This is a genomic window from Streptomyces rubiginosohelvolus (genome assembly GCF_014649875.1).
Lineage (GTDB): Bacteria > Actinomycetota > Actinomycetes > Streptomycetales > Streptomycetaceae > Streptomyces > Streptomyces rubiginosohelvolus.
Genome location: NZ_BMTW01000017.1, coordinates 57,850 through 80,591 on the forward strand (window position 1 = coordinate 57,850; position 22,742 = coordinate 80,591).

Here is a 22,742-nt window from a genome sequence, read left to right on the forward strand (position 1 = left end):
GCCGCGCGCCGGAGGCGGCTCCTCAGGTCCTCCCGTCGCGCGGGCTGCCGTCGCCGGAGGACCGTTCCGCTTCCCCATCGCGGTGTGCCTCGGTGATGCAGGCGTGCAGCCGGTCGCGTGCGTCCCGCAGATCCGTCATCTGCCGTTCCAGGCGGTCGCGTTCGGCGGTGAGCAGCCCCACCAGTTCCGGTGATGCCCCGCCGGCGTCCGCGAACGACAGCACTTCGCGGACGATTCTGCTCGGCAGGCCCGCGGAGTAGAGACGCCGGATCAGGCAGACCCGCTCGACGGCGTCGGCCGTGTACTGGCGCTGGCCGCCCAGGTTCCGCGTGCAGTGCAGCAGGTCCCGCTCCTCGTAGTAGCGCAGCGCCCTGACGCTGACCCCCGCTTTCGCGGCGACCTCTCCGATCCGCATCCCGGCCTCCCGACCCGACTCCACGTCTCCCTTGCACCTGACGCCGACGTCAGGTTTTAGCGTAGCGGCGACCGGTGCGAACCGCCCTCACGAACCTCGGAGCCCCCTGTGACCAGCACACCCCGGACCTGCTTCCCGCGATGCCCGGCAGGCGCGGCCCTGTCCGCCGCCGTGATCCGCGCCCGGACCGGCGGGAGCGCGGCATGACCGGCACGGACGGCAGCCGGACCGTCGTCGTCCTGGGCGCCACGGGTCAGCAGGGCGGAGCGGTCGCGGCGGCGCTGCGGGCCGACGGCTGGTCGGTGCGCGCGGTCGTGCGGAATCCGTCCGGCCGCCGGGCCCGCGCCCTCGCCGCCGGCGGTGTCGACATCGTCCCCGGCGACCTCCGGGAGCCGGAGTCGCTCGGCGCGGCCTTCTCGGGCGCTCACGGCGTCTTCAGCGTCCAGCCGAACTCCGGGCAGGCCGGTGCGGAGGTGACCGACGAGGACGAGGTCCGTTTCGGTACGACGGTGGCGGACCTCGCCGAGCGCCTCGGCGTCGCCCATTTCGTCCAGAGTTCGGCGGTCACCGCGGGCGCCACGACGGGCGTCGGCCACCTCGACACCAAGAACCGTGTCGAAGCCCACGTCCGGAAGCTGGACACCGCCGTCACCGTCCTCCGGCCGGCCACCTTCATGGAGCTGCTGGTGGCCCCCGAAACGGGCCTCGACCAGGGGCGGCTGTCCTTCCTCATGCGCCCCGAACAGGCCATGCAGTTCATCGCGGTACGCGACATCGGGCGTATCGCCGCCACGGTCTTCGGCGCACCCGGTCGCTACGCCGGCCGGACGCTGGAGATCGCCGGTGACTCCCTCACCGGCGAGGCCCTGGCCGGCCACCTGACCCGGGCCGCCGGGCGGCCGATCGGCTACCGCCGACTGCCGGCAGGGGGCGAGGTCCTCGATCGGCTGATGGCGCTCGTCGACGACGGCAGGCTGGCGGGAAACGCGGACCTCGACGCCTTGCGCGCCGAGTTCCCCTTCCTGCTGGACTTCGACCGCTGGCTGGCGGGCCCGGGGGCAGGCCTGCTCGACGAGGCGCTCCGCGCCCCGCAGGAGGGCCGCGCGCAGCGCTGAGAGCCGGGGTCAGCCGCAGACCGTGCCGGACTTCGGCACCCGGCCGTCCAACAGGTAGCCGTCCACCGCCCGTTGCACGCACGTGTCCTTGCTGTTGTACGCCCCGTGGCCCTCGCCCTTGTACGTCAGCTCCACGCCGACGCCCTTGCCGAGCTGCTGCACCATCGCCTTCGCACCCGCGTACGGGGTCGCCGGGTCACCGGTGTTGCCGATGACCAGGATCGGCGCGGACCCGGAGGCGCTGACGTCCGGGGTCTCCCAGGCGCCCGCCACCGGCCAGCCGGTGCAGCTCATCAGCCCCCAGCCCAGGTACTCGCCGAACAGCGGGGACGCCTTGCGGAACTCGGGCAGCGCCGCCTTCGTCTGCTCCAGGGTGAACCGCTGCTTGCTGTCGGCGCAGTTGATGGCGATGCTGGCGGCGTTGGAGTTGTCGTACCGCCCGTCCTCCGAACGGCCGTTGAGGGAGTCGGCCAGGGCGAGCAGCAGCCCGCCGTTCCCGCCGCCCGCCTCGTCCAGGCCCTGCTCCAGCAGCGGCCAGGTCTCCTGGGAGTAGAGCGCGGACGCGATACCGGTGGTGGCCAGCGTCTGCGTCAGGGTCCGGTCGCCGAGCCCGTCGACGGGCTCCTCCTCCAGCTCGCCCAGCAGATCGGCGATGCCCTGCTCGACCTCCTGCGGGGTGGCCCCGGGGAGGGCGCAGTCGTCGCGCTCCGCACAGTCCTTCGTGAAGTTGTCCAGGGCGAGCTGGAATCCCTCGGCCTGGCCGAGGGCGGACTGCTCGGCGTCCTTCGTGGGGTCGACCACCGCGTCGAAGACCGCCCGTCCCACCTTGTCCGGGAAGAGATTGGCGTACACGCCGCCCAGTTCGGTGCCGTACGAGATGCCGAAGTAGTGGAGCTCGTCGTCGCCCAGCACCGTACGCATCAGGTCCATGTCGCGGGCGGCGTTCGTCGTGCCGACGAAGGGGAGTTCGGGGCCGGAGTTCTCCTCGCAGTCCGCGATGTAGTCCTTCTGCCCCTGGACGAACTGCTTCTGTTCGGCCGCGTCGTCCGGGGTGGAGTCCTCCTGGTAGAACGCGTCGAGCTGGGCGTCGTCCGCGCACTGGACGCCCTCGCTGCGTCCGACCCCGCGCGGGTCGAAGCTCACCAGGTCGTAGCGGGTGCGGAGCTTGTCGTACTCGGTGCCGAACGCGGGCAGCGTCGCGACGCCGGACGCGCCGGGCCCGCCGAAGTTGAACACCAGCGAGCCGATCCGCCGCTGCTGGTCCTTGGCCTTGGCCCGCACCAGCGCCAGTTCGATCGTGCGGCCGTCCGGCTTCGCGTAGTCGAGGGGTACGTCCATGAACGAGCACTCCCACACCACCCCGCCGGGCAGCGGGGACGGCGACTCGCCGCCGCCCTGGGCCGTGTTCGGGGGCGGGCAGGGGGACCACTCCAGCTTCTGCGAGGACAGGTCCTCGGCGGTGGCGGTCGGCGAGGCGGTCGAGGCCCCGGTGGGCGTCGAGGACCCCTCCCCGCCCCCGTCGTCCGAACAGCCGGCCAGCGGCAGCAGCACGGTGGCGGTGGCGGCGAGGGCGGCGGCACGCAGAGCGGGGGAAGTCCTCATGCCCCCATCGTGCGGCGGGCCGCCGGGGAGCGCGGCCGGGCGCGGTCCATGCGGGTGGCGGTGGGGCCGCGACCGGTGGACGGCGGCCGGGCCGCCACGGGTGGACGGCCGGCCGCGCCGCTACCGCCCTCGCCCGCCCGGCCGGATCACAGCTCGCCCTTGCGGGTCAGCTGGTTGAAGGCGAGCCACCCCGGCAGCACCGGCAGCCACAGCGTCATCACGCGGTACAGCAGCACCGCGGGCGCCGCGACCTCCTTCGGCAGCCCGACCGCGATCAGGCCCAGCGTCAGGGCCCCCTCGACCGCACCCATACCGCCCGGGGTGGGGGCGGCCGAGCCGAGCGCGTTCCCGGCGAGGAAGACCACCGCGATGCTCGCGTAGCTCAGCTGGGGGACGTCCGGTCCGCTGAACGCCCGGATCGAGGCGTCCAGGCAGAGCACGAACAGGCCGGTCAGCAGCAGCATCCCGCCGATGCCGGTGAGCAGCTTCTGCGGCCGCTGCACCACGTCCAGCATGCGCGGCACGACCCCGGCGAACAGCGAGCGCACCCGGGTCACCACGAACTTCCGCAGGAAGGGGACCGCCGTCACCACCAGCACCAGCACCGCGACCGTCAGCAGACCCGCGATCACGGTCCGGGACGGGGTCAGCGAGTCCGGCGTCTTCTCCGTACCCGTGAGATAACCGAACAGCGCCAGCAGCGTGATGTGGGCGCCGAGCCCGAAGAGCTGCGACGCTCCGACGCTCGCCACCGCGAGACCGGGGCGCACCCCGGCCCGTTGGAGGAAGCGGGTGTTCAGCGCCACGCCGCCGACCGCGGCGGGCGCCACGATCTTCACGAACGAGCCGGCCACCTGCGCCTGCACGGTCTTCAGGAACGACACCCGCTCGGGCACGAAGCCCAGCAGGCTCATCGCAGCCGCCACATAGCTCAGCGCCGAGAAGCCGAGGGCGGCCGCCACCCAGCCCCACTCCGCCTGCTCCACGACCGTCCCGAAGTCGGCCTGGGTGACCTGCGAGATCAGGAAGTACGCGGCGATGGCCCCGGCGATGAAGCTGAACAGGGTGCGCGGCTTGATCCGCTCCAGGCGGACCGGTTCGACCGGGGCCTGCGGGCGGATCAGCAGCACCTGACGGCGGATCTGGGCGAGCAGATCCTCCTCGCGGGCCTCCTCCAGCGCATCGTCGATGGCGCGCTTCTCGGCCTGCTTCTCCGTGCGCAGCGACTTCCGCTCGGCCTTCGTCTCCGCCTTGGACTCCGCCTTGGTCTCCGGCTTGGACAAGGCCGCGGGGCTGTCCGTCGTCTGCTCGGCCTTCGCCTGCTCGGCCCGCGCCTGCTTGGCCGCCTGTGAGGCCTCCACCACCGCCTCCCGCTCGCGCTGCGAACGCTCGCGGGCGATCCGGCGCAGCGTCGCCCGCGTGGAGCGGCTCAGCGCGATCGGCTGGAGCAGCGGCAGACAGTCCGCCACCGCGTCCGGGCCGAGCACGGCCAGCGCCCCGGCGACCGACCGCTCGGCCCCCACCCGCAGCCCCAGCGTGGTCAGCAGCTGGGCCACGTCCATCCGCAGCACCAGATCGCCCGCGGCGATCTCGCCGCCGCGCAGATCCGTCACGAACGCCCTGCCGGAACGATCCACCAGAAGCGCGTCACCGGTCAGCCTGCGGTGCGCGATCCGCCGCGACTGGAGGGCCTTCACCTGACGCCAGGCGCTGCGCACCAGATCGTCGGTGATCTCGTCGTCCTCCATCTGGTCCAGCGACCGGCCGCCGATGTGCTCGTAGACCAGCATCACCGCGTCGGGGCCCAGCTCCGACGTGGCGATCAGCTTGGGCGCATTCGCCCCGGCGGCGATGGCCGCGTACGCGAGCAGCGCCTCCTGCTCCAGCGCCTGGCGCAACGACTGGATCGAGCGCCGCTGGGTGAGCGTGCGCAGCGTGATCCGCCGCCAGGCCCGGTAGAAGAACCCCTGGGCCTGCTGTTCCCGGTCGACGACGGTGACGTCCAGCGGTGGCCCGTCCTCCAGCGTGACCAGATAGCGCCGCCCCCGGTCGCCCTGGTCGGCGCTGTCCTTGTCCGGGGTGTCCTCGGTGCGCATCGCCGCGACCGGGCGGAAGCCCACGTGCCGCAGACCCGCCATCAGGTGCTGGCCGGTGGGGCGGACGTTCGGCGAGCCGACCGCGTACAGCGTCCCGTACGCCACCGTCCAGCCGATCAGCACGGTGAGGATGATCGAGAACGGGGTGGTGTACCCGCCGACCAGCATCGCGAACGCGTCGAGCAGCAGCACCACCCACAGCACCACGCGCCAGCGCGGCCGGCGGGCCATCCCGACCGCCGTCATGTACGCGATGACCGGCGCGAGATAGCCGTGCACGGGGTCGGTCAGACCGCCCGCCGTCTGCGGCTGGGTCAGCGCGTCCTGGATGGTGCCGGGCGCGGTCCGCGAGACCCAGAGGTCCGTCGCGAGCGTCACCCCGTGGGCGAGCACGGCGGCGAGCACCCCGTCCGCGATGCGCAGCCCGTCGCGTTTGATGAGGCGTTCGATGGCGAAGGCGACCGGCACCAGCAGCACCGCGATGCTGGACACCAGACCGGCGATCTTGATCAGCAGATCGGGCGCCTGCTCGGTGCCCTTGGAGATGTCGTCCTCAAGACCGGTGGTGGTGCCCTGGGCGAACGCGGCGATCGCGAACAGCACCGCGATCGCGAGCACCCCGATGAGCAGCCGCATCAGGTCGGAGGGGCGGTGCACCCGGGCGGGGAGCAGCGGTTCGTCGCCGGAGACGCGGTCGGTCAGCGCGGCCTCGGCGGAGGCCAGCGTCGAGCCGGCCAGATGCCCGGTGGTGGACGCCGTGGGGCCGTCGGCACGGGACGGTCCGGCGGCGGCGCCGGGCGGCGCGGAGGACTCGGGAGCACCCTGCGGGCGCTCCCCGGCATCGGAGGCGTCCGCCGCCTTCGGTGGCTGCACGCCCTGCTCCTTCGTCGCCTCTGGTTCGTCTTCGTGTTCTGGTATCACCGGTCACCGCCCGCATGATGGTGGCACGGCCCGTAGACAGAGGGGGGCATCAGGGTGCATGGCACGGGCGCGGGAAGCGCAACATACGCTCCTTTGCCCCCGCGTGCACGCTGTGTACCCGGACGGACACCGTTTCGGCCGGGCTGTCGGTGGCGTACGGCAGGATGGGGCGGATGAGCCAGGACCAGAGGGACGGGGGCGGCTCCGGCACGGCCCCGCCGGGCGCCGGACCGCCGGATCACCCGGAGCTGCCGGAGTACGCGGAGCGCGTCCTCGACGTGGCCGAGCTGATCCCGCCCGGCCGGGTGATGACCTACGGAGACATCGCGGAGTGGCTGGGCGAGGGCGGTCCCCGCCAAGTCGGCCGGGTCATGGCGCTGTACGGCTCGGCCGTGCCGTGGTGGCGCGTCGTCCGCGCCGACGGGACGCTGCTCCCCGCCCACGAGCTGCGGGCGCTGGACCACTACCGCGCGGAGTCCACCCCGCTGCGCGAGGCGTCCCGCCAGGCGGAGGGGCACATCCCGCGCATCGACATGCGGCGGGCGCGCTGGGACGGCGGGACCGGAGGCTCCGGCGGCGCGGCCGGTCCGAGCGGCTCCGGTGGCGGGCCGGGCGGCCGTGCGAAGGACAGAGGCGGTCCGGGCGGCGGCGGCCCGGGCGGTCCAGGGGGTCCGGGCGAGGAAGCTCACACCTGACAGCTTCCGCCATGCGCCCCTGGCACGGGCGGCCCGACGCGGCCGCGCACGTGACGAGGGACGCAGCGCAGCCGCCGCCTCCCGCGCCACCGCTGGCGTAGCGTCGTCATCGCGCGGCACGCTCCGCCCCTCTCCTGGGGCTGTCCCGACTGCCCCGAACCTGTTCCTCATCACCTGTACACCCACCAGGACCGGCGATCCACGTGAGTTCCTCCTCCACCCGGCACAGTCCGCGCAGTGAGTCACGGCCGCGGACCACGGGCGCGTACCGACTGGTGCGGACTCCGCCGGGATCCGTGGAGCCCCCCCTCCTGGACGCAGGCCAGCGCGCGGTGGTTGATCACGCCGGCGGCCCGCTGCTGGTCCTCGCCGGGCCGGGCACCGGCAAGACCACCACCCTCGTCGAATCCGTCGCCGCCCGGGTGAACCGGGGCGGCGACCCCGCCCGCATCCTCGTCCTCACCTTCAGCCGCAAGGCCGCCGTCGAACTGCGTGACCGGATGGCGGCCCGCCTCGGGGCCGCCCGGGGCCCGCAGGCCACCACGTTCCACTCCTACTGCTACGCCCTGGTCCGGGCCCATCAGGACGCCGACCTGTTCGCCGATCCGCTGCGCCTGCTGTCGGGACCCGAGCAGGACGTCACGGTCCGCGAACTGCTCGCGGGCCAGCTCGACCTGGAGAAGGAGGGCCTGGCCCAGGTCCGCTGGCCGGACGAGCTGCGTGCCTGCCTGACCACCCGCGGTTTCGCCGACGAGGTGCGCGCCGTGCTGGCCCGCAGCCGCGAGCTGGGCCTGGGCCCGGACGCGCTGGCCGACTTCGCCCGCCGCACCGGCCGCCCGGACTGGAGCGCGGCGGCCCAGTTCCTCGCCGAGTACCTCGACATCCTCGACGCCCAGGGCGTGCTGGACTACGCCGAGCTGGTGCACCGCGCGGTCCTGCTCGCCGAGCGTCCCGAGGTGGCGGCGGAGCTGGCCGGCCGGTACGACGCGGTGTACGTCGACGAGTACCAGGACACCGACCCCGCCCAGGTGCGCCTGCTGCACGCGCTGGCCGGGAACCGGGGGCGCGCGCCGGGGTACGCCCGGGGGCACGGCGAGGAGGCGCGCGGCGGGGGCGGCCGGGGCGAGGGAGAGAGCGTGCGCGGTGAGGGTGCGCGCGCCGGGGATGCGCGAAGCGAGGGGGCGCGCGCCGGGCGGACGCTGATCGCCTTCGGCGACCCCGACCAGTCGATCTACACGTTCCGGGGCGCCGATGTGAACGGCATCCTCGACTTCCCGGACACCTTCCGCCGGGCGGACGGGACCCCCGCGCCCGTGGGCGTGCTCACCACCTCGCGCCGCTCCGGTGCCGGACTGCTGGCGGCGACCCGGCTGCTCACCCGCCGGATGCCGCTGACCCGGCTGCCCGCCGACACGGTCCGCGCCCACCGCGAGCTGCACGCCGTCCGGGACGGCGGCCGCGTCGAGACGTACACCTACCCGACCGCGTCCACGGAGCTGGAGAACATCGCGGACCTGCTGCGCCGCGCCCATCTGGAGGACGGGGTGCCGTGGCAGGAGATGGCCGTGCTGGTACGGGCCGGAGGCCGCTCGCTGCCCGCCGTCCGCCGCGCCCTCACCTCCGCCGGCGTCCCCCTGGAGGTCGACGGCGACGACCTCCCGCTGCGCCACGAACCAGCCGTCGCCCCGCTGCTGACGGCCCTGCGGGCGGTGGCGACGGCAGCGCTGCGAGGCCTCCCCGAGGGGGACGAGGACGAGGCGGACGGGGCGGAACAGGGCGAGACCGGCGGGGCGGACCAGGGCGAGGCGGACGGAGCGGACCCGGGTGAGACCGGCGGGGTGGGCCGTGCGGGGGCCCGGACGTCCTCCTGGCTCGACACCGAGACCGCCCTCACCCTCCTCACCTCGCCCCTCGGCTCCATGGACGCCGCCGACCTGCGCCGCCTCGGCCGCGCCCTGCGCGACGAGGAACGCGCCGCCGGGATCCGGGTCCCCGCCCCCTCCGACGAGCTGCTGGCCCGCGCCCTCGCCGAGCCTGAACGCCTCGTCACCCACGACCCGGCGTACGCCCACGGCGCGCAGCGCCTCGGCGCGCTCCTGCGCAAGGCCCGCGAGCTCCTCGAAGTCGGCGGCACCGCCGAGGAGGCCCTGTGGACCCTGTGGAACGGCACCCCCTGGCCCGGCAGGCTGGAGCGGGCCGCGCTGCGCGGCGGGGCGGGCGGCCGCAACGCCGACCGCGATCTCGACGCGGTCTGCGCCCTGTTCGACACGGCCGCGCGCGCCGAGGAGCGCACCGGCGGGCGCGGGGCCCTCAACTTCCTGGAAGAGGTCGACGCCCAGGACATCGCCGCCGACACCCTCTCCCGGCGGACCGCCCGCCCCGACGCCGTACGCCTGATGACCGCCCACCGGTCCAAGGGCCTGGAGTGGCGGCTCGTCGTCGTCGCCGGGGTCCAGGAGGGGCTCTGGCCCGACCTGCGCCGCCGGGGCTCCCTGCTGGAGGCGGACCGGATCGGCCGCGACGGGCTCGCCGAACCCCTCACCCCTGGGGCCCTCCTCGCCGAGGAGCGCCGCCTCTTCTACGTCGCCGCCACCCGCGCCCGCGAGCGCCTGATCGTCACCGCCGTGAAGGCCCCCGCCGACGACGGCGACCAGCCCTCCCGCTTCCTGACCGAGCTGGGCGTCGAACCCCGCGACGTGACCGGCCGTCCGCGCCGCCCCCTCGCCGTCGCCGCGCTCGTCGCCGAACTGCGCGCCACCACCGTCGACCCGGGGGCCACCGACGCGCTGCGCGAGGCCGCCGCCCACCGGCTCGCCCGGCTCGCCGCGCTCACCGACGACGAGGGGCAGCCGCTGGTGCCCGCGGCCCACCCGTACCGCTGGTGGGGTCTTGAGGAGCCGACCCGCTCCGCCGTCCCGCTGCGCGACCGCGACCAGCCCGTCACCCTCTCCGGCTCCGCCCTCGACCAGCTCGCCAACACCTGCGCCCTCCAGTGGTTCCTGGGCCGCGAGGTGAAGGCCGACGCCCCCGCCACCGCCGCCCAGGGGTTCGGCAACGTCGTCCACGTCCTCGCCGACGAGGTCGCTTCCGGCCGGACCCCCGCCGACCTGGACGTCCTCATGGAGCGCCTGGACTCCGTCTGGAACGGCCTCGCCTTCGACGCCCCCTGGAAGTCCGAGCAGGAGAAGGACCACGCCCGCGCCGCCCTCGAACGCTTCCTGCACTGGCACGTCCTGGACCGGGCCGGCCGGACCCCCGCCGCGAGCGAGCACGACTTCGACGTGACGCTGGAGGCGGGGGAGTACGCCGTCCGCATCCGGGGCTCCATGGACCGGGTAGAGCAGGACGCCGAGGGCCGGGCGTACGTCGTCGACTTCAAGACCGGCAAGGGCGCCCCCACCAAGGACGAGGTCGCCGCCCACCCCCAGCTCGCCGTCTACCAGCTCGCCGTCCGCGAGGGCGCGGTCGACGAGGTCTTCGACGGCGACCGGCCCGAACCGGGCGGCGCCGAACTGGTCCAGCTCCGCCAGCCCGCCCCCAAGAAGGAGGGCGGCGAGGCATTCCCCAAGGTCCAGGCCCAGGAACCGCTGGCGGGCGAGTGGGTCTCCGACCTGCTCGCCACCGCCGCCGGAAAGGTCCTGGACGAACGGTTCACGCCCACCACCGGAACGCACTGCTCCCACTGCACCTTCCGCGCCTCGTGCAGCGCCCAGCCGGAGGGACGCCAGGTGGTGGAGTAGCCGCCGCTTCCGGATGCCAGGTGGTGGAGCAGCCGTCGCATCCGGTTCGTGCCGGGTTGTCGGCGGTCCCGGTTACCGTTGTCCGGGTGTCCCCACGCATCACCGATCCCGAGCAGCTCAAGGAGCTCCTCGGGATCCCGTTCACCCCGGAGCAGACGGCCTGCATCATCGCGCCGCCAGCCCCGCAGGTGATCGTGGCCGGAGCCGGGTCGGGTAAGACCACGGTGATGGCCGCCCGCGTGGTCTGGCTGGTGGGCACCGGACAGGTCGCGCCCGAGCAGGTCCTCGGTCTCACCTTCACCAACAAGGCGGCGGGCGAGCTGGCCGAGCGCGTCCGCAAGGCGCTGATCGCCGCCGGGGTCACCGACCCCGACGTCATCGACCCGGACAACCCCCCGGGCGAGCCCACCATCTCCACCTACCACGCGTTCGCCGGCCGCCTCCTCACCGAGCACGGCCTGCGCATCGGCCTGGAGCCCTCCACCCGCCTCCTCGCCGACGCCACCCGCTACCAGCTGGCGGCCAAGGTGCTGCGTGAGGCCCCGGGGCCGTATCCGGCGCTCACCCGCTCCTTCTCCACCCTGGTCAGCGATCTGCTCGCGCTCGACGGGGAGCTGTCCGAACACCTCGTACGGCCGGGGACGCTGGAGTCGTACGAAACCGAGCTGCTGCGGGACCTGGCCAGCGCCAAGCTCAGCAACGCCGACCTGCGCAAGATCCCCGAGGCCGCCGAGGCCCGCCGCTCGCTGCTCGGCCTCACCGAGCGCTACCGGGCCGCCAAGCGCAGCCGGGACCTGCTGGACTTCGGTGACCAGATCGCGCTCTCCGCCGAGCTGGCCCTGACCCGGCCGGAGGTCGGGAGGATCCTGCGCGAGGAGTTCCGGGTCGTCCTCCTCGACGAGTACCAGGACACGTCGGTGGCCCAGCGGCTGCTGCTCTCGGCGCTGTTCGGCAGCGGTACACAGTCGGGGGCGGCCGACCACGCGCCTCCCACCGGCCACGCGGTGACCGCCGTGGGCGACCCCTGCCAGGCGATCTACGGCTGGCGCGGCGCGTCCGTCGCCAACCTCGACGACTTCCCCGAGCACTTCCCGCACGCCGACGGCACCCCCGCCACCCGCTACAGCCTCAGCGAGAACCGGCGCAGCGGCGGCCGTCTCCTCCAGCTCGCCAACGGCCTGGCCGAACCGCTGCGCGCGATGCACGAGGGCGTCGAGGCGCTGCGCCCGGCGCCGGGCGCCGAACGTGACGGCGTGGTCCGCTGCGCCCTGCTGCGTACGCACACAGAGGAGATCGACTGGCTCGCCGACTCCCTCGCCCACCTCGTGCGCACCGGCACCCCGCCCGGCGAGATCGCCGTCCTGTGCCGCACCGCCGGGGACTTCCCCGAGATCCAGGCGGCCCTGGTCGCCCGGGACATCCCGGTCGAGGTCGTCGGCCTCGCCGGACTGCTCCACCTGCCCGAGGTCGCGGACCTGGTGGCCGTCTGCGAGGTGCTCCAGGACCCGGGGGCCAACGCCTCGCTGGTCCGCCTGCTCACCGGACCGCGCTGGCGCATCGGCCCCCGTGACCTCGCGCTTCTCGGCCGCCGCGCCCGCCTCCTGGTGCACCGCGCCGGCCACGCGGACGACGCCGACGCGGACCAGCGGCTCGCGGCGGCCGTTGAGGGCACGGACCCGGCCGAGGTGATATCGCTCGCGGACGCGCTGGACACCTTCCTGGTGGCGGGGGACGCGGCCGACGACGGGCTGCCGTTCTCCGCCGAGGCCCGCGTCCGCTTCGCCCGGCTCGCCCGGGAGCTGCGCGACCTGCGCCGCTCGCTCGCGGACCCCCTGATGGACGTGCTGCACCGGGTCCTGGCCACCACCGGCCTGGAGGTCGAGCTGTCCGCGTCCCCGCAGGCGCTGGCAGCCCGCCGCCGCGAGACGCTGGCCAACTTCCTCGACACAGCGGCCCGGTTCGCCTCGCTGGACGGCGAGGCGTCGCTGCTCGCCTTCCTCGGCTTCCTGCGGACCGCCGCGCAGTACGAGAAGGGCCTCGACAACGCGCTGCCCGGCGGCGAGAACACCGTCAAGGTGCTCACCGCCCACAAGTCCAAGGGCCTGGAGTGGGATGTGGTCGCCGTCCCCGGACTGGTCACGGGCCAGTTCCCCAGCGGCCAGTCCCGGGACGCCTGGACCGCCCAGGCCAAGGTGCTCCCGCACGCCCTGCGCGGCGACGCGGCGACGCTCCCGGCCCTCGACAGCTTCGACGCCAAGGGGATCAAGGCGTTCAAGGAGGAGATGAAGGAGCACCAGCACACGGAGGAACTGCGCCTCGGCTACGTCACCTTCACCCGCCCCCGCTCCCTGCTCCTCGGCTCCGGCCACTGGTGGGGCCCGTCCCAGAAGCGGACGCGCGGTCCGTCCGCCTTCCTGGAGGCGCTGTACGAGCACTGCGCGGCGGGCCACGGCGAGATCGAGGCCTGGGCGGACGAGCCCGCCGAGGACGAGGAGAACCCGGCCCTCGCGGAGCGCGACGCGGACCTGGCCTGGCCGCTCCCGCTCGACCCCGACGCCCTGGCCCGCCGCCGCGCCGCCCGGGACACGGTCCTGGCCCACCTGGAGCGCATGGCCCTCCAGGGGGACGAGCAGGCACCGGCGTACGCCCCCGGACCCGGCGACGTACCGGCGCACGAACCCTGGGACGAGGAGCCTCCGCTCGACGAGCCCCCGGCCGACGAGGACTGGGACTGGGACGCGCTCCCCACCGAACGCCCCCCCGGCCCGCCGGAGGCCGAACCGGACCCGGCGGACACGGCCTCCGCGCCGGCCCCGCACACCGAGGTCGCACCGGACACGGCCTCCGAGCAGGCGGCCCCGCACATTCCGGCGGCCCGCCACCCGCGGGAGGACCCGGCCGCCCGCCACGCCCCGGAAACCACCGGCCCGGCCGACCGGCTCACCCCCGAGGAGGCCCGCACCCTCGCCTCATGGGACCGGGACCTGGACTCCCTCGCCGGGGAGCTGCGCCGCGCCCGCGCCACCGTGCGCGAGGTGGTCATCCCCGCCGCCCTCTCCGCCACCCAGCTGCTGCGCCTGGCCGAGGACCCCGACGCCTTCGCCCAGGAGCTGGCCCGCCCCATGCCCCGGCCTCCGCAGCCCGCCGCCCGCCGGGGCACCCGGTTCCACGCCTGGGTCGAATCCCGGTACGAGGAGCTGCCGCTGCCCATGCTCGGCCCCGACGAGCTGCCCGGCGGAGACGAGAGCGACGCCGAGATCGCCGACGAGCGGGATCTCGCCGAGCTGAAGGAGGCGTTCGAGCGCACGGCGTACGCCCGGCGCACCCCGTACCGGGTGGAGACCCCCTTCCAGATCACCCTGGCGGGCCGGGTGATCCGGGGCCGGATCGACGCCGTCTACCGCACGGGCGACACCTACGAGATCGTCGACTGGAAGACCACCCGCCACCGCACCGCCGACCCCCTTCAGCTCGCCGTCTACCGGCTGGCCTGGGCCGAGCTGCACGATCTGCCGCTCGACGCGGTCACCGCCACCTTCCTCTACGTACGCACCGGCGAGACCGTCCATCCGCAGGGGCTGCCCGGCCGGGCGGAGCTGGAGCGGATCCTGCTGGACGAGCCGGACCCCGATGGCGGATAGGCTCAAGAGCATGAGCGAGACCCCGGACAGCGTCGTCCGTACGTACACCGAGCAGCACCGCGCCGCCTTCCTCGACGACCTCGCCGAGTGGCTGCGCATCCCCTCCGTATCCGCGCAGCCGGAGCACGACGGGGACGTACGGCGCAGCGCCGCGTGGCTGAGCGCCAAGCTCAAGGAGACCGGCTTCCCGGTCGCCGAGATCTGGGAGACCCCCGGCGCCCCGGCGGTCTTCGCCGAGTGGCCGAGCGATGACCCCGGCGCCCCGACCGTCCTGGTCTACGGTCACCACGACGTCCAGCCCGCCGCCCGCGAGGACGGCTGGGCGACCGACCCGTTCGAGCCGGTGATCCGGGACGGCCGGATGTACGGGCGCGGCGCGGCCGACGACAAGGGCCAGGTCTTCTTCCACACCCTGGGCGTCCGCGCCCACCTCGCCGCGACCGGCCGCACCACCCCCGCCGTCAACCTCAAGCTGCTGATCGAGGGCGAGGAGGAGTCCGGATCGCCGAACTTCCGCGCCCTGGCCGAGCGGCACGCGGAGCGGCTCGCCGCCGACGCGGTGATCGTCTCGGACACCGGCATGTGGGACGAGGACACCCCGACCGTCTGCACCGGCATGCGCGGCCTCGCCGAGTGCGAGATCCAGCTGTACGGACCCGCCCAGGACATCCACTCCGGATCGTTCGGCGGAGCCGTCCCCAACCCGGCCACCGAGATCGCCCGGCTGGTCGCCGCCCTCCACGACGCGGACGGCAAGGTCGCGATCCCCGGCTTCTACGACGGGGTCACCGACCTCACCGACGCCGAGCGGGCCCTCTTCGCCGAGCTGCCCTTCGACGAGGCGACCTGGCTGCGCACCGCGAAGTCGGGCGCCGCGTCCGGCGAGGCCGGGTACTCCACGCTGGAGCGCGTCTGGGCCCGCCCCACCGCCGAGGTCAACGGCATCGGCGGCGGCTACCAGGGCGCCGGAAGCAAGACGATCATCCCCTCGTCCGCCCTGGTGAAGATCAGCTTCCGGCTGGTCGACGGCCAGGACCCCGACGACGTACAGAAGGCCGTCCGCGCCTGGGTGGAGTCCCGCATTCCGGCAGGCGTCCGGCACACCATCGCCTTCCAGCCCGCCACCCGGCCCTGTCTGACCCCGCTGGACCACCCCGCCCTGCAGGCCGTGGCCCGCGCGATGGGCCGGGCCTTCGGGAAGAAGATCCTCTTCACCCGTGAAGGAGGCTCGGGCCCGGCCGCCGACCTCAGGGACGTGCTCGGCGCCCCCGTCCTCTTCCTCGGCATCTCCGTACCCTCCGACGGCTGGCACGCCCCCGACGAGAAGGTCGAGCTGGACCTGCTGCTCAAGGGCGTGGAGACGACCGCCCACCTGTGGGGCGAACTGGCCACGGCGCTCGGCCGGTGAACCCCGGCCGATGAACCCCGCCCCACCTCCGTACACCCGATCCACCCAGGGGGAGTAGGAAGCACCTGTGAGCACCTTCGACAACGCTACCGCAGACCGCCCGATCGGCCTCACCGCGCCGAGCGGCATCGACCGCGCGGCACACCACCGTCTCGACGAGGCGTGGCTGGCCGTGGCGTGGAGCCACCCGACGACCCGCGTCTTCGTCGTCTCCGGCGGGCAGGTGCTGATCGACGACACCCCCGACGGGGGCACCGAGATCGTCATGACCCCGGCCTTCGAGGCCCCGGTCACCGAGACCCACCGGTACTTCCTCGGCACCGACGAGGACGGCGTCAGCTACTTCGCGCTCCAGAAGGACTCGCTGCCCGGCCGCATGGACCAGTCGGCCCGCCCGGCCGGACTCCGCGAGGCGGGCCTCCTCCTCGGCCCCCGGGACGCGGGGCTGATGGTGCACGCCGTCGCCCTGGAGAACTGGCAGCGGCTCCACCGCTTCTGCTCCCGCTGCGGCGAGCGCACCGTCATCGCGGCGGCCGGACACATCCGCCGTTGCCAGGCGTGCGGGGCCGAGCACTACCCGCGTACCGACCCGGCGGTCATCATGCTGGTCACCGACGACCAGGACCGGGCGCTGCTCGGCCGCCAGGTGCACTGGCCCGAGGGCCGCTTCTCCACGCTCGCCGGGTTCGTCGAGCCGGGGGAGTCGATCGAGCAGTCCGTGGCCCGTGAGGTCTACGAGGAGGCCGGGATCACGGTCGGCGAGGTCGAGTACATCGCGAGCCAGCCCTGGCCGTTCCCCTCCAGCCTGATGCTCGGCTTCATGGCGCGGGCCATCTCCTTCGACATCAACGTCGACGGCGAGGAGATCGAGGAGGCCCGCTGGTTCTCCCGCGAGGACCTCACCGCCGCCTTCGAGTCCGGCGAGATCATGCCCCCGTTCGGCATCTCCATCGCGTCCCGCCTGATCGAGCTCTGGTACGGCAAGCCGCTGCCGAAGCCGGGCACGGTGAAGCGGACCGCCTGAGGTCCGTCGACGTCCGCGCCCTCGGACACACGACTGCCCCCGGCGGTGCCGGGGGCAGTGGTACGCGCGACAGGCAGTCGTCTATCCGCCGGATCAGGCGGCGAGCGCCTGCTTCACCTGGGCGAGCGACGGGTTCGTCATGACCGACTCGGTGCCCGAGGGGGCCACGATCAGCAAGGTGGGGACCGTCTGGTTTCCGCCATTCGCCTTCTCGACGAACGCGGCCGACTCCGGGTCGTGCTCGATGTTGACCTCGTTGTACGCGATGCCCTCGCGGTCCATCTGGCTCTTCAGCCGACGGCAGTAGCCGCACCAGGTGGTGCTGTACATCGTCACAGTGCCCGCCATGTCGCTGGCGCTCCTTCGTCTCGTCCGTACCGCTGCGCGGCCGGCAGCGTCACCTGCGGACCGGCCACTCACCGCAGCGCTCCCGCAAGGTTAAGGAACGCACGGGAGGCGGCCACCATTCCCGCGAGGCAGGTACGGGCCCCGCGAGCGGCCGCTTATCGCCCGTCCGGGTCCGGGTCCGGGACCGGCCCCGCACCGCCCGCCCCGGTACGACAAACAGCTCACACCTGTGGACGACGGCCGCATCCGCCCCCGGGGACCTGGCAGCATGGCGGGGTGACAGCAGCAACGCACTCCACCCTCTTCCCGCAGGTACCCGAGACCCCGGACGCCGTGCTCGACGGGCTCGACCCCGAGCAGCGCGAGGTGGCGCTCGCCCTGCACGGACCGGTGTGCGTGCTGGCCGGAGCCGGTACGGGCAAGACCCGCGCGATCACCCACCGCATCGCGTACGGGGTGCGGGCGGGCATCCTCCAGCCCGCCACGGTCCTCGCCGTCACCTTCACCAACCGGGCCGCCGGAGAGATGCGCGGCCGCCTCCGCCAGCTCGGCGCGACCGGCGTCCAGGCGCGGACCTTCCACTCCGCCGCGCTCCGGCAGCTCCAGTATTTCTGGCCGAAAGCAGTCGGTGGCGAGCTGCCCCGGCTGCTGGAGCGGAAGGTGCAGCTCGTGGCCGAGGCCGCCGCCCGCTGCGAGCTCCGGCTCGACCGCAGCGAGCTGCGGGACGTCACCAGCGAGATCGAGTGGGCCAAGGTCACCCAGACCGTCCCCGCCGACTACGCGGCGGCCGTCGCCAAGGCCCAGCGGGACGCCCCCCGGGACCCGGCGGTCCTCTCCCAGATCTACTCCGCGTACGAACAGCTCAAGCGCGACCGCTCGGTGATCGACTTCGAGGACGTGCTGCTGCTGATGGTCGGCATCCTCCAGGACCGGGGAGACATCGCCGACCACGTGCGCGGCCAGTACCAGCACTTCGTCGTCGACGAGTACCAGGACGTGAGCCCGCTCCAGCAGCGGCTGCTCGACCTCTGGGTCGGCGACCGGGACAATCTGTGCGTCGTCGGCGACGCGAGCCAGACGATCTACTCCTTCACCGGGGCCACCCCCGACCACCTGCTGAACTTCCGCACCCGCCACCCCGGGGCGACCGTCGTCAAGCTGGTCCGGGACTACCGCTCCACCCCGCAGGTCGTCCACCTCGCCAACGGCCTGCTGAGCCAGGCCCACGGCAAGGCCGCCGACCACCGCCTGGAGCTGGTCTCGCAGCGGGACAAGGGCCCCGAGCCGGTCTACACGGAGTACGGGGACGAGCCCGGCGAGGCCGAGTCCACCGCCCGGCGCATCCGCGACCTCATCGCCGCGGGCGTGCCGGCCGGAGAGATCGCCGTGCTCTACCGGGTCAACTCCCAGTCCGAGGTCTACGAGCAGGCCCTCGCGGACGCCGGGGTGCCCTACCAGCTGCGCGGCGCCGAGCGGTTCTTCGAGCGGGCCGAGGTCCGGGAGGCGGGCGTCGCCCTGCGCGGCGCGGCCCGCGCCGGGGGCAACGACTCCCTCCTCGACGGGGCGGAGGACCTGGCCTCCCAGGTGCGGGCGGTGCTCTCCACCAAGGGCTGGACCACCCGCCCGCCCGCCGGATCGGGCTCCGTGCGCGACCGCTGGGAGTCGCTGGCCGCGCTGGTGCGCCTCGCCGAGGACTTCGAGACGGCGAAACCCGGGGCGACCCTGACCGACCTGGTCCGCGAGCTCGACGAACGGGCGGCCGCCCAGCATGCCCCGACGGTCCAGGGGGTGACCCTGGCATCGCTGCACGCTGCCAAGGGCCTCGAATGGGACGCCGTGTTCCTGGTCGGCCTGACCGAGGGCATGATGCCGATCGCCTACGCCAAGACCGATGAGCAGGTCGAGGAGGAGCGGCGCCTGCTGTACGTCGGGATCACCCGCGCCCGCGTCCACCTCTCGCTCTCCTGGGCGCTGACCCGGTCGCCGGGCGGCCGGGGAGGCCGCAAGCCGACCCGCTTCCTGAACGGGCTGCGGCCGGGCTCGACGGGGTCCGGTGCGCGGGGCGGCGTCGGCGGGGGCGGCGGGATCGACCGGGGCACCGGGCGGGCCGCGACGGCCGGGCGGACCCCGGCCGTCGAACGGAAGCCCAGGAGCCCGGTGCGCTGCCGGGTCTGCGGCCGGACGCTCACCGACGCGGGCGAGATGAAGCTGATGCGCTGCGAGGAGTGCCCCTCGGACATGGACGAGGCACTGTACGAGCGGCTCCACGACTGGCGCGCCGGCCAAGCGGCCCAGCTCGGCCAGCCCGACTACTGCGTCTTCACCGAGAAGACCCTCATGGCGATCGCCGAGGCCGTGCCGTCCACCGAGGGCGAGCTGGTCGTCATCGCCGGTGTCGGCAACCGGAAGTTGAGCCGCTTCGGCGCCGACGTTCTGGCCATCTGCGCAGGTGAGACGGTTGGTGACGGGCCCGAGGAGGGCGCCGGCACGACCTGAGGAAAACTCGTCCAGAAAATAGTTTGCGCGCGCACCAGTCGTCACCATAGGTTCTTAACCACGGGAACAGCGACTTCTCTGAAGCCCTGGCTCCGTGCTGTACTTAGCTGTACTTATCCGAATACGCAGGACCGGCCCCGGCCGGTCCCATGAGACGCCGAGAGGAGGCGATTGAAGTGATCAGCATCATCGAAACCCAGAAAATGACCGATCTTTCGGTCGTCTCCGCCTGCTCGCTCGGCCTCACCCGCTCCGCGGCTGCCTCGCTCCACGCCACCGGTCTGTCCGGCATTTCTGCCGCCCGTCCGCTGTCCCCGGCGAGCCTCCCCGTGACGCGGGAGCGCAATGAGCGACCGATCGAGGCACCGGCGGCAGCAGTAGTGAAGGCAGCGCAGGCTCAGGCCTATGCCTTTGCGGCAGCCGGTGCCGGAGTCAAGAAGCAGACGCAGATGAAGCACCACACGATGTGGGCCTTCCGTGGGCCTGAACCCTGGAGTGATCCAGCCTGATCCAGCATCAGGCCGGCGCCTTCAGGGCCGCGGAACCCCACTCGGGATCCGCGGCCCTTTTGTTTTGTCCGAACGGACGGAACGGAACGAAGGAGCCTCGGGACAAGCAGGACCTGGTACCAGCAGCCAACCGGCCAACAGGCCGGCACGACCAGACGAGGACACCACCCACCGTGCACATCGAAACGCACGCCCCGTCAGTACCGCTCTCCACCCCGATCTCGCCGCCCGGCTCCACGGAGGACTCCACCTTGACCCCGCTCACCACGCTCACCGCGCTCGACGACGCCATCGAGAACCTCGGTGTGCCCGTCCCGTGCCGCTCCTACGACCCGGAGGTCTTCTTCGCCGAGTCGCCCGCCGACGTCGAGTACGCCAAGTCCCTCTGCCGCACCTGCCCGCTCGTCGAGGCCTGCCTCGCCGGCGCGAAGGACCGCCGCGAGCCGTGGGGTGTCTGGGGCGGCGAGCTCTTCGTCCAGGGTGTCGTCGTGGCCCGCAAGCGTCCGCGTGGCCGTCCGCGCAAGAACCCGGTCGCAGCGTGACCGCGACCTGTGGGGTCCCCGCCCCCACCCGCAGTCTGCGCCTCGGAACGATCGACCGCCCCTACACACATGACCCCCGGAATCAGGCACCGATGATCACCCCCACGAAGGAGCCCGTCGGCTCCGCCACCCCCGACGTCACCATCATCGGCGCGAACGACTCGCGTCAGAACAGGACCCGCGAAATGCAACTCATCCCAGAAGCCCTGGCGCGTGCGCATATGCACGACCGCCTGCGGGAGGCCCAGGAGGACCGCCAGTCGGCCCGCCTGCTCGCCGCCCGCCGGATGCAGCGCCGAGCGGAGCGCGCCTCGCTGCGCGCCCGCCGCGCGCTGGCCATGGCGGTCATGCACTGATCTGCCATGCACCGATCTGCCATGTACTGGCGGTCACGCACTGACCTGCGTAGCCATCACGCCCCGGGGGGCCGTCCGGACACGGACGGCCCCCCGGGGCGTTTGCGCTGTCGGCCGTCCGGCCACGGGGATATCGTCAGGACGTGGACGAGGAGACCGAGCCCCCCGAACAGACCGCGCAGACCGAGCAGCCCGCCACGGGAAGCGTCGTGTGCGCCCGGTGCGGCACCACCGCCGGAGGCGACACCGTCCCCGTGACCTGGCTCAGCTCCGTGGAGGACGGACGCCGTCTCCACTTCTGCGAGGGCTGCGCCCGCCTTCACATCCGTGCGATCGAGAGCCGCCTCGACTCACTCTGGTGGTGAACCCCGGAGCCCCCCGGCCCGCCTACACCCGGCCCGCCTACACCTCGACCGTCTCCCCCTCCGGCTCGCCCTCCTCCTCCGGTGCCTCGGCTGCCTCGGTCGCCTCGGCGAGGAACCCCGGCAGCCACTCCTCCAGCTCTTCGCGCATCCGGACCGTCGCACCGAGCTGGCACAGCACCCCGATCGTGCTGAGCGTCACCCGGTGTATGAGGACATAGGACGGGGGGAGGTTCAGCTGCCGGCCGAGCTGATGGGCGGGGGAGCGCGGGTCCGCCACCCGGGCCGCCTGGTCACGGATCCAGCTCCGGGTGAAGGCGAACTCCTCCGCCTGCGTGGGCTCGATCATCGGAAGCAGATAGTCGAGGACCTCGTCCGGGTCCAGGTCGATCGACTCCTTCACGAAGTTCTCTTCGCGCAGCAGCTCGTACACCCCGGCCGCGTCGCCCTCCATCGCCATCCTCAGGGAGTCGCCGATGGTCTGCGGCAGCCCGCCCGGAAGCCGGTCGACCGTGCCGAAGTCCAGCACCCCCAGCCGCCACGAACCGGCCGAGGCGTCTTCCTCCTCCGGATGCTCCGCGTCCCGGGCCGGGGGCAGCAGGCGGAAGTTCCCCGGATGCGGGTCGGCGTGCAACAGCCCGGTGCGTGCCGGACCGGAGAAGAGGAAGCGGGCCAGCAGCTGCCCTGCGCGGTCCCGCTGCTCCGCCGTACCCTCCACGATCACCTCGGACAGCGGGATCCCGTCGATCCACTCCGTCACCAGCACCTGATCGGCCTGGTGCACCACCTGGGGGATCACCACATCCGGGTCGTCCGCGAACTCCGCCGCGTGCTCCCGCTGCGCCTGCGCCTCCAGCTCGTAGTCCAGCTCCTCCGACACCCGGTCGCGCAGCTCCTTGATCAACGGCTTGATGTCCACCCCCGGGACCAGCGGACCGAGCAGCCGGGCGAAGCGGCTGAGCTGGGCGAGGTCGGAGAGCAACGCCTCGCCCGCCCCGGGGTACTGCACCTTCACCGCGACGACGCGGCCGTCGTGCCACACCCCACGGTGCACCTGTCCGATCGAGGCGGCAGCCGCCGGCGTGTCCTCGAACTCCAGGAAGTACTCCCGCCAGTCCTCCCCGATCCGTTCCGCGAGCACCCCGTGGACCGTGCGCGCGGGCAGCGGCGGCGCGGCCTCCTGCAGCTTGGTCAGCGCGGCCCGGTAGGGGCCGGCGATCTCCTCGGGGAGCGCCGACTCGAAGACCGAGAGGGCCTGGCCCAGCTTCATGGCCCCGCCCTTCAGCTCACCCAGGGTCTTGAACAGCTGGTCCGCCGTGCGCTGCTGCACCTCACGGGCGACCAGCTCGGCCGACTTCCCGCCGATCCGCTTGCCCAGACCCCAGGTGGCACGGCCGGCGAAGCCCAGCGGAAGCGCGGCCAGCTTGGCCGTACGCGTAACCGCCTTCCGGGGAAGATCAGACATGTGCCCC

General features: G+C 73.4%; 16 protein-coding genes. 11 read left to right on the plus strand and 5 right to left on the minus strand.

What is annotated here, in order from left to right; genetic code table 11:
* Positions 1-22 precede the first annotated feature (22 nt).
* Entirely contained in the window at positions 23-415 is a 393-nt protein-coding gene (locus IE134_RS28800; protein WP_189432144.1) for a MerR family transcriptional regulator, read from the minus strand.
* A 203-nt stretch (positions 416-618) separates the two neighbouring features.
* Here IE134_RS28800 and IE134_RS28805 point away from each other — a divergent pair, with 203 nt between their 5' ends.
* A complete protein-coding gene (locus tag IE134_RS28805; protein WP_189432146.1) occupies positions 619-1,530 on the plus strand; it encodes an NmrA/HSCARG family protein in 912 nt (303 codons plus the stop codon).
* Positions 1,531-1,539: 9 nt separating this feature from the next.
* On the opposite strand, the gene IE134_RS28810 is transcribed toward IE134_RS28805, so the two are convergent.
* Positions 1,540-3,132, minus strand: a complete 1,593-nt coding sequence (locus IE134_RS28810) for an alpha/beta hydrolase (protein WP_189432148.1) — start codon at positions 3,130-3,132, stop codon at positions 1,540-1,542.
* Positions 3,133-3,278: 146 nt separating this feature from the next.
* A complete protein-coding gene (locus IE134_RS28815; RefSeq protein ID WP_126930805.1) occupies positions 3,279-6,101 on the minus strand; it encodes a lysylphosphatidylglycerol synthase domain-containing protein in 2,823 nt (940 codons plus the stop codon).
* Between the two features lie 221 nt (positions 6,102-6,322).
* Between IE134_RS28815 and IE134_RS28820 the strand changes: the two genes are divergently transcribed.
* The 5 genes from IE134_RS28820 (at position 6,323) to nudC (ending at position 16,657) form a co-directional block, all read left to right on the plus strand.
* Positions 6,323-6,844, plus strand: a complete 522-nt coding sequence (locus IE134_RS28820) for an MGMT family protein (protein WP_189432150.1) — start codon at positions 6,323-6,325, stop codon at positions 6,842-6,844.
* Positions 6,845-7,047: 203 nt separating this feature from the next.
* A complete protein-coding gene (locus IE134_RS28825) occupies positions 7,048-10,584 on the plus strand; it encodes an ATP-dependent helicase (protein ID WP_189432152.1) in 3,537 nt (1,178 codons plus the stop codon).
* 86 nt (positions 10,585-10,670) lie between these two features.
* Positions 10,671-14,225: a UvrD-helicase domain-containing protein gene (locus IE134_RS28830; RefSeq protein WP_189432155.1), complete on the plus strand. Its 3,555-nt coding sequence runs from the start codon at positions 10,671-10,673 to the stop codon at positions 14,223-14,225.
* A gap of 10 nt (positions 14,226-14,235) precedes the next feature.
* Positions 14,236-15,633 (plus strand): dipeptidase, encoded by a 1,398-nt coding sequence (locus IE134_RS28835; protein ID WP_098895434.1) that lies wholly within the window; start codon positions 14,236-14,238, stop codon positions 15,631-15,633.
* Between the two features lie 67 nt (positions 15,634-15,700).
* The gene (gene nudC / locus IE134_RS28840) at positions 15,701-16,657 is read left to right on the plus strand and encodes an NAD(+) diphosphatase (RefSeq protein WP_189432157.1); all 957 of its coding nucleotides are present in this window, start codon (positions 15,701-15,703) and stop codon (positions 16,655-16,657) included.
* A 93-nt stretch (positions 16,658-16,750) separates the two neighbouring features.
* Here nudC and IE134_RS28845 read toward each other — a convergent pair whose 3' ends face one another.
* The gene (locus IE134_RS28845; protein WP_006127421.1) at positions 16,751-17,005 is read right to left on the minus strand and encodes a glutaredoxin domain-containing protein; all 255 of its coding nucleotides are present in this window, start codon (positions 17,003-17,005) and stop codon (positions 16,751-16,753) included.
* A 276-nt stretch (positions 17,006-17,281) separates the two neighbouring features.
* On the opposite strand from IE134_RS28845, the gene IE134_RS28850 reads away from it, so the two are divergent.
* From IE134_RS28850 to IE134_RS28870, 5 genes are all read left to right on the plus strand, one after another.
* Positions 17,282-19,501 (plus strand): ATP-dependent DNA helicase UvrD2, encoded by a 2,220-nt coding sequence (locus IE134_RS28850; protein WP_030716758.1) that lies wholly within the window; start codon positions 17,282-17,284, stop codon positions 19,499-19,501.
* 176 nt (positions 19,502-19,677) lie between these two features.
* Positions 19,678-20,010, plus strand: coding sequence for a hypothetical protein (locus tag IE134_RS28855; protein WP_030716755.1), 333 nt, complete (start codon positions 19,678-19,680; stop codon positions 20,008-20,010).
* A gap of 173 nt (positions 20,011-20,183) precedes the next feature.
* The gene (locus IE134_RS28860) at positions 20,184-20,552 is read left to right on the plus strand and encodes a WhiB family transcriptional regulator (RefSeq protein ID WP_006127424.1); all 369 of its coding nucleotides are present in this window, start codon (positions 20,184-20,186) and stop codon (positions 20,550-20,552) included.
* Positions 20,549-20,908, plus strand: coding sequence for a putative WhiB-interacting protein (locus IE134_RS28865; protein WP_075264344.1), 360 nt, complete (start codon positions 20,549-20,551; stop codon positions 20,906-20,908). The genes IE134_RS28860 and IE134_RS28865 overlap by 4 nt, the downstream gene beginning before the upstream one ends.
* A 143-nt stretch (positions 20,909-21,051) precedes the next feature.
* Positions 21,052-21,273, plus strand: coding sequence for a hypothetical protein (locus IE134_RS28870; RefSeq protein WP_030716749.1), 222 nt, complete (start codon positions 21,052-21,054; stop codon positions 21,271-21,273).
* A gap of 37 nt (positions 21,274-21,310) precedes the next feature.
* Here the strand turns inward: IE134_RS28870 and IE134_RS28875 are convergent, their stop codons facing one another.
* Entirely contained in the window at positions 21,311-22,735 is a 1,425-nt protein-coding gene (locus IE134_RS28875) for an ABC1 kinase family protein (protein WP_189432159.1), read from the minus strand.
* Positions 22,736-22,742 lie beyond the last annotated feature (7 nt).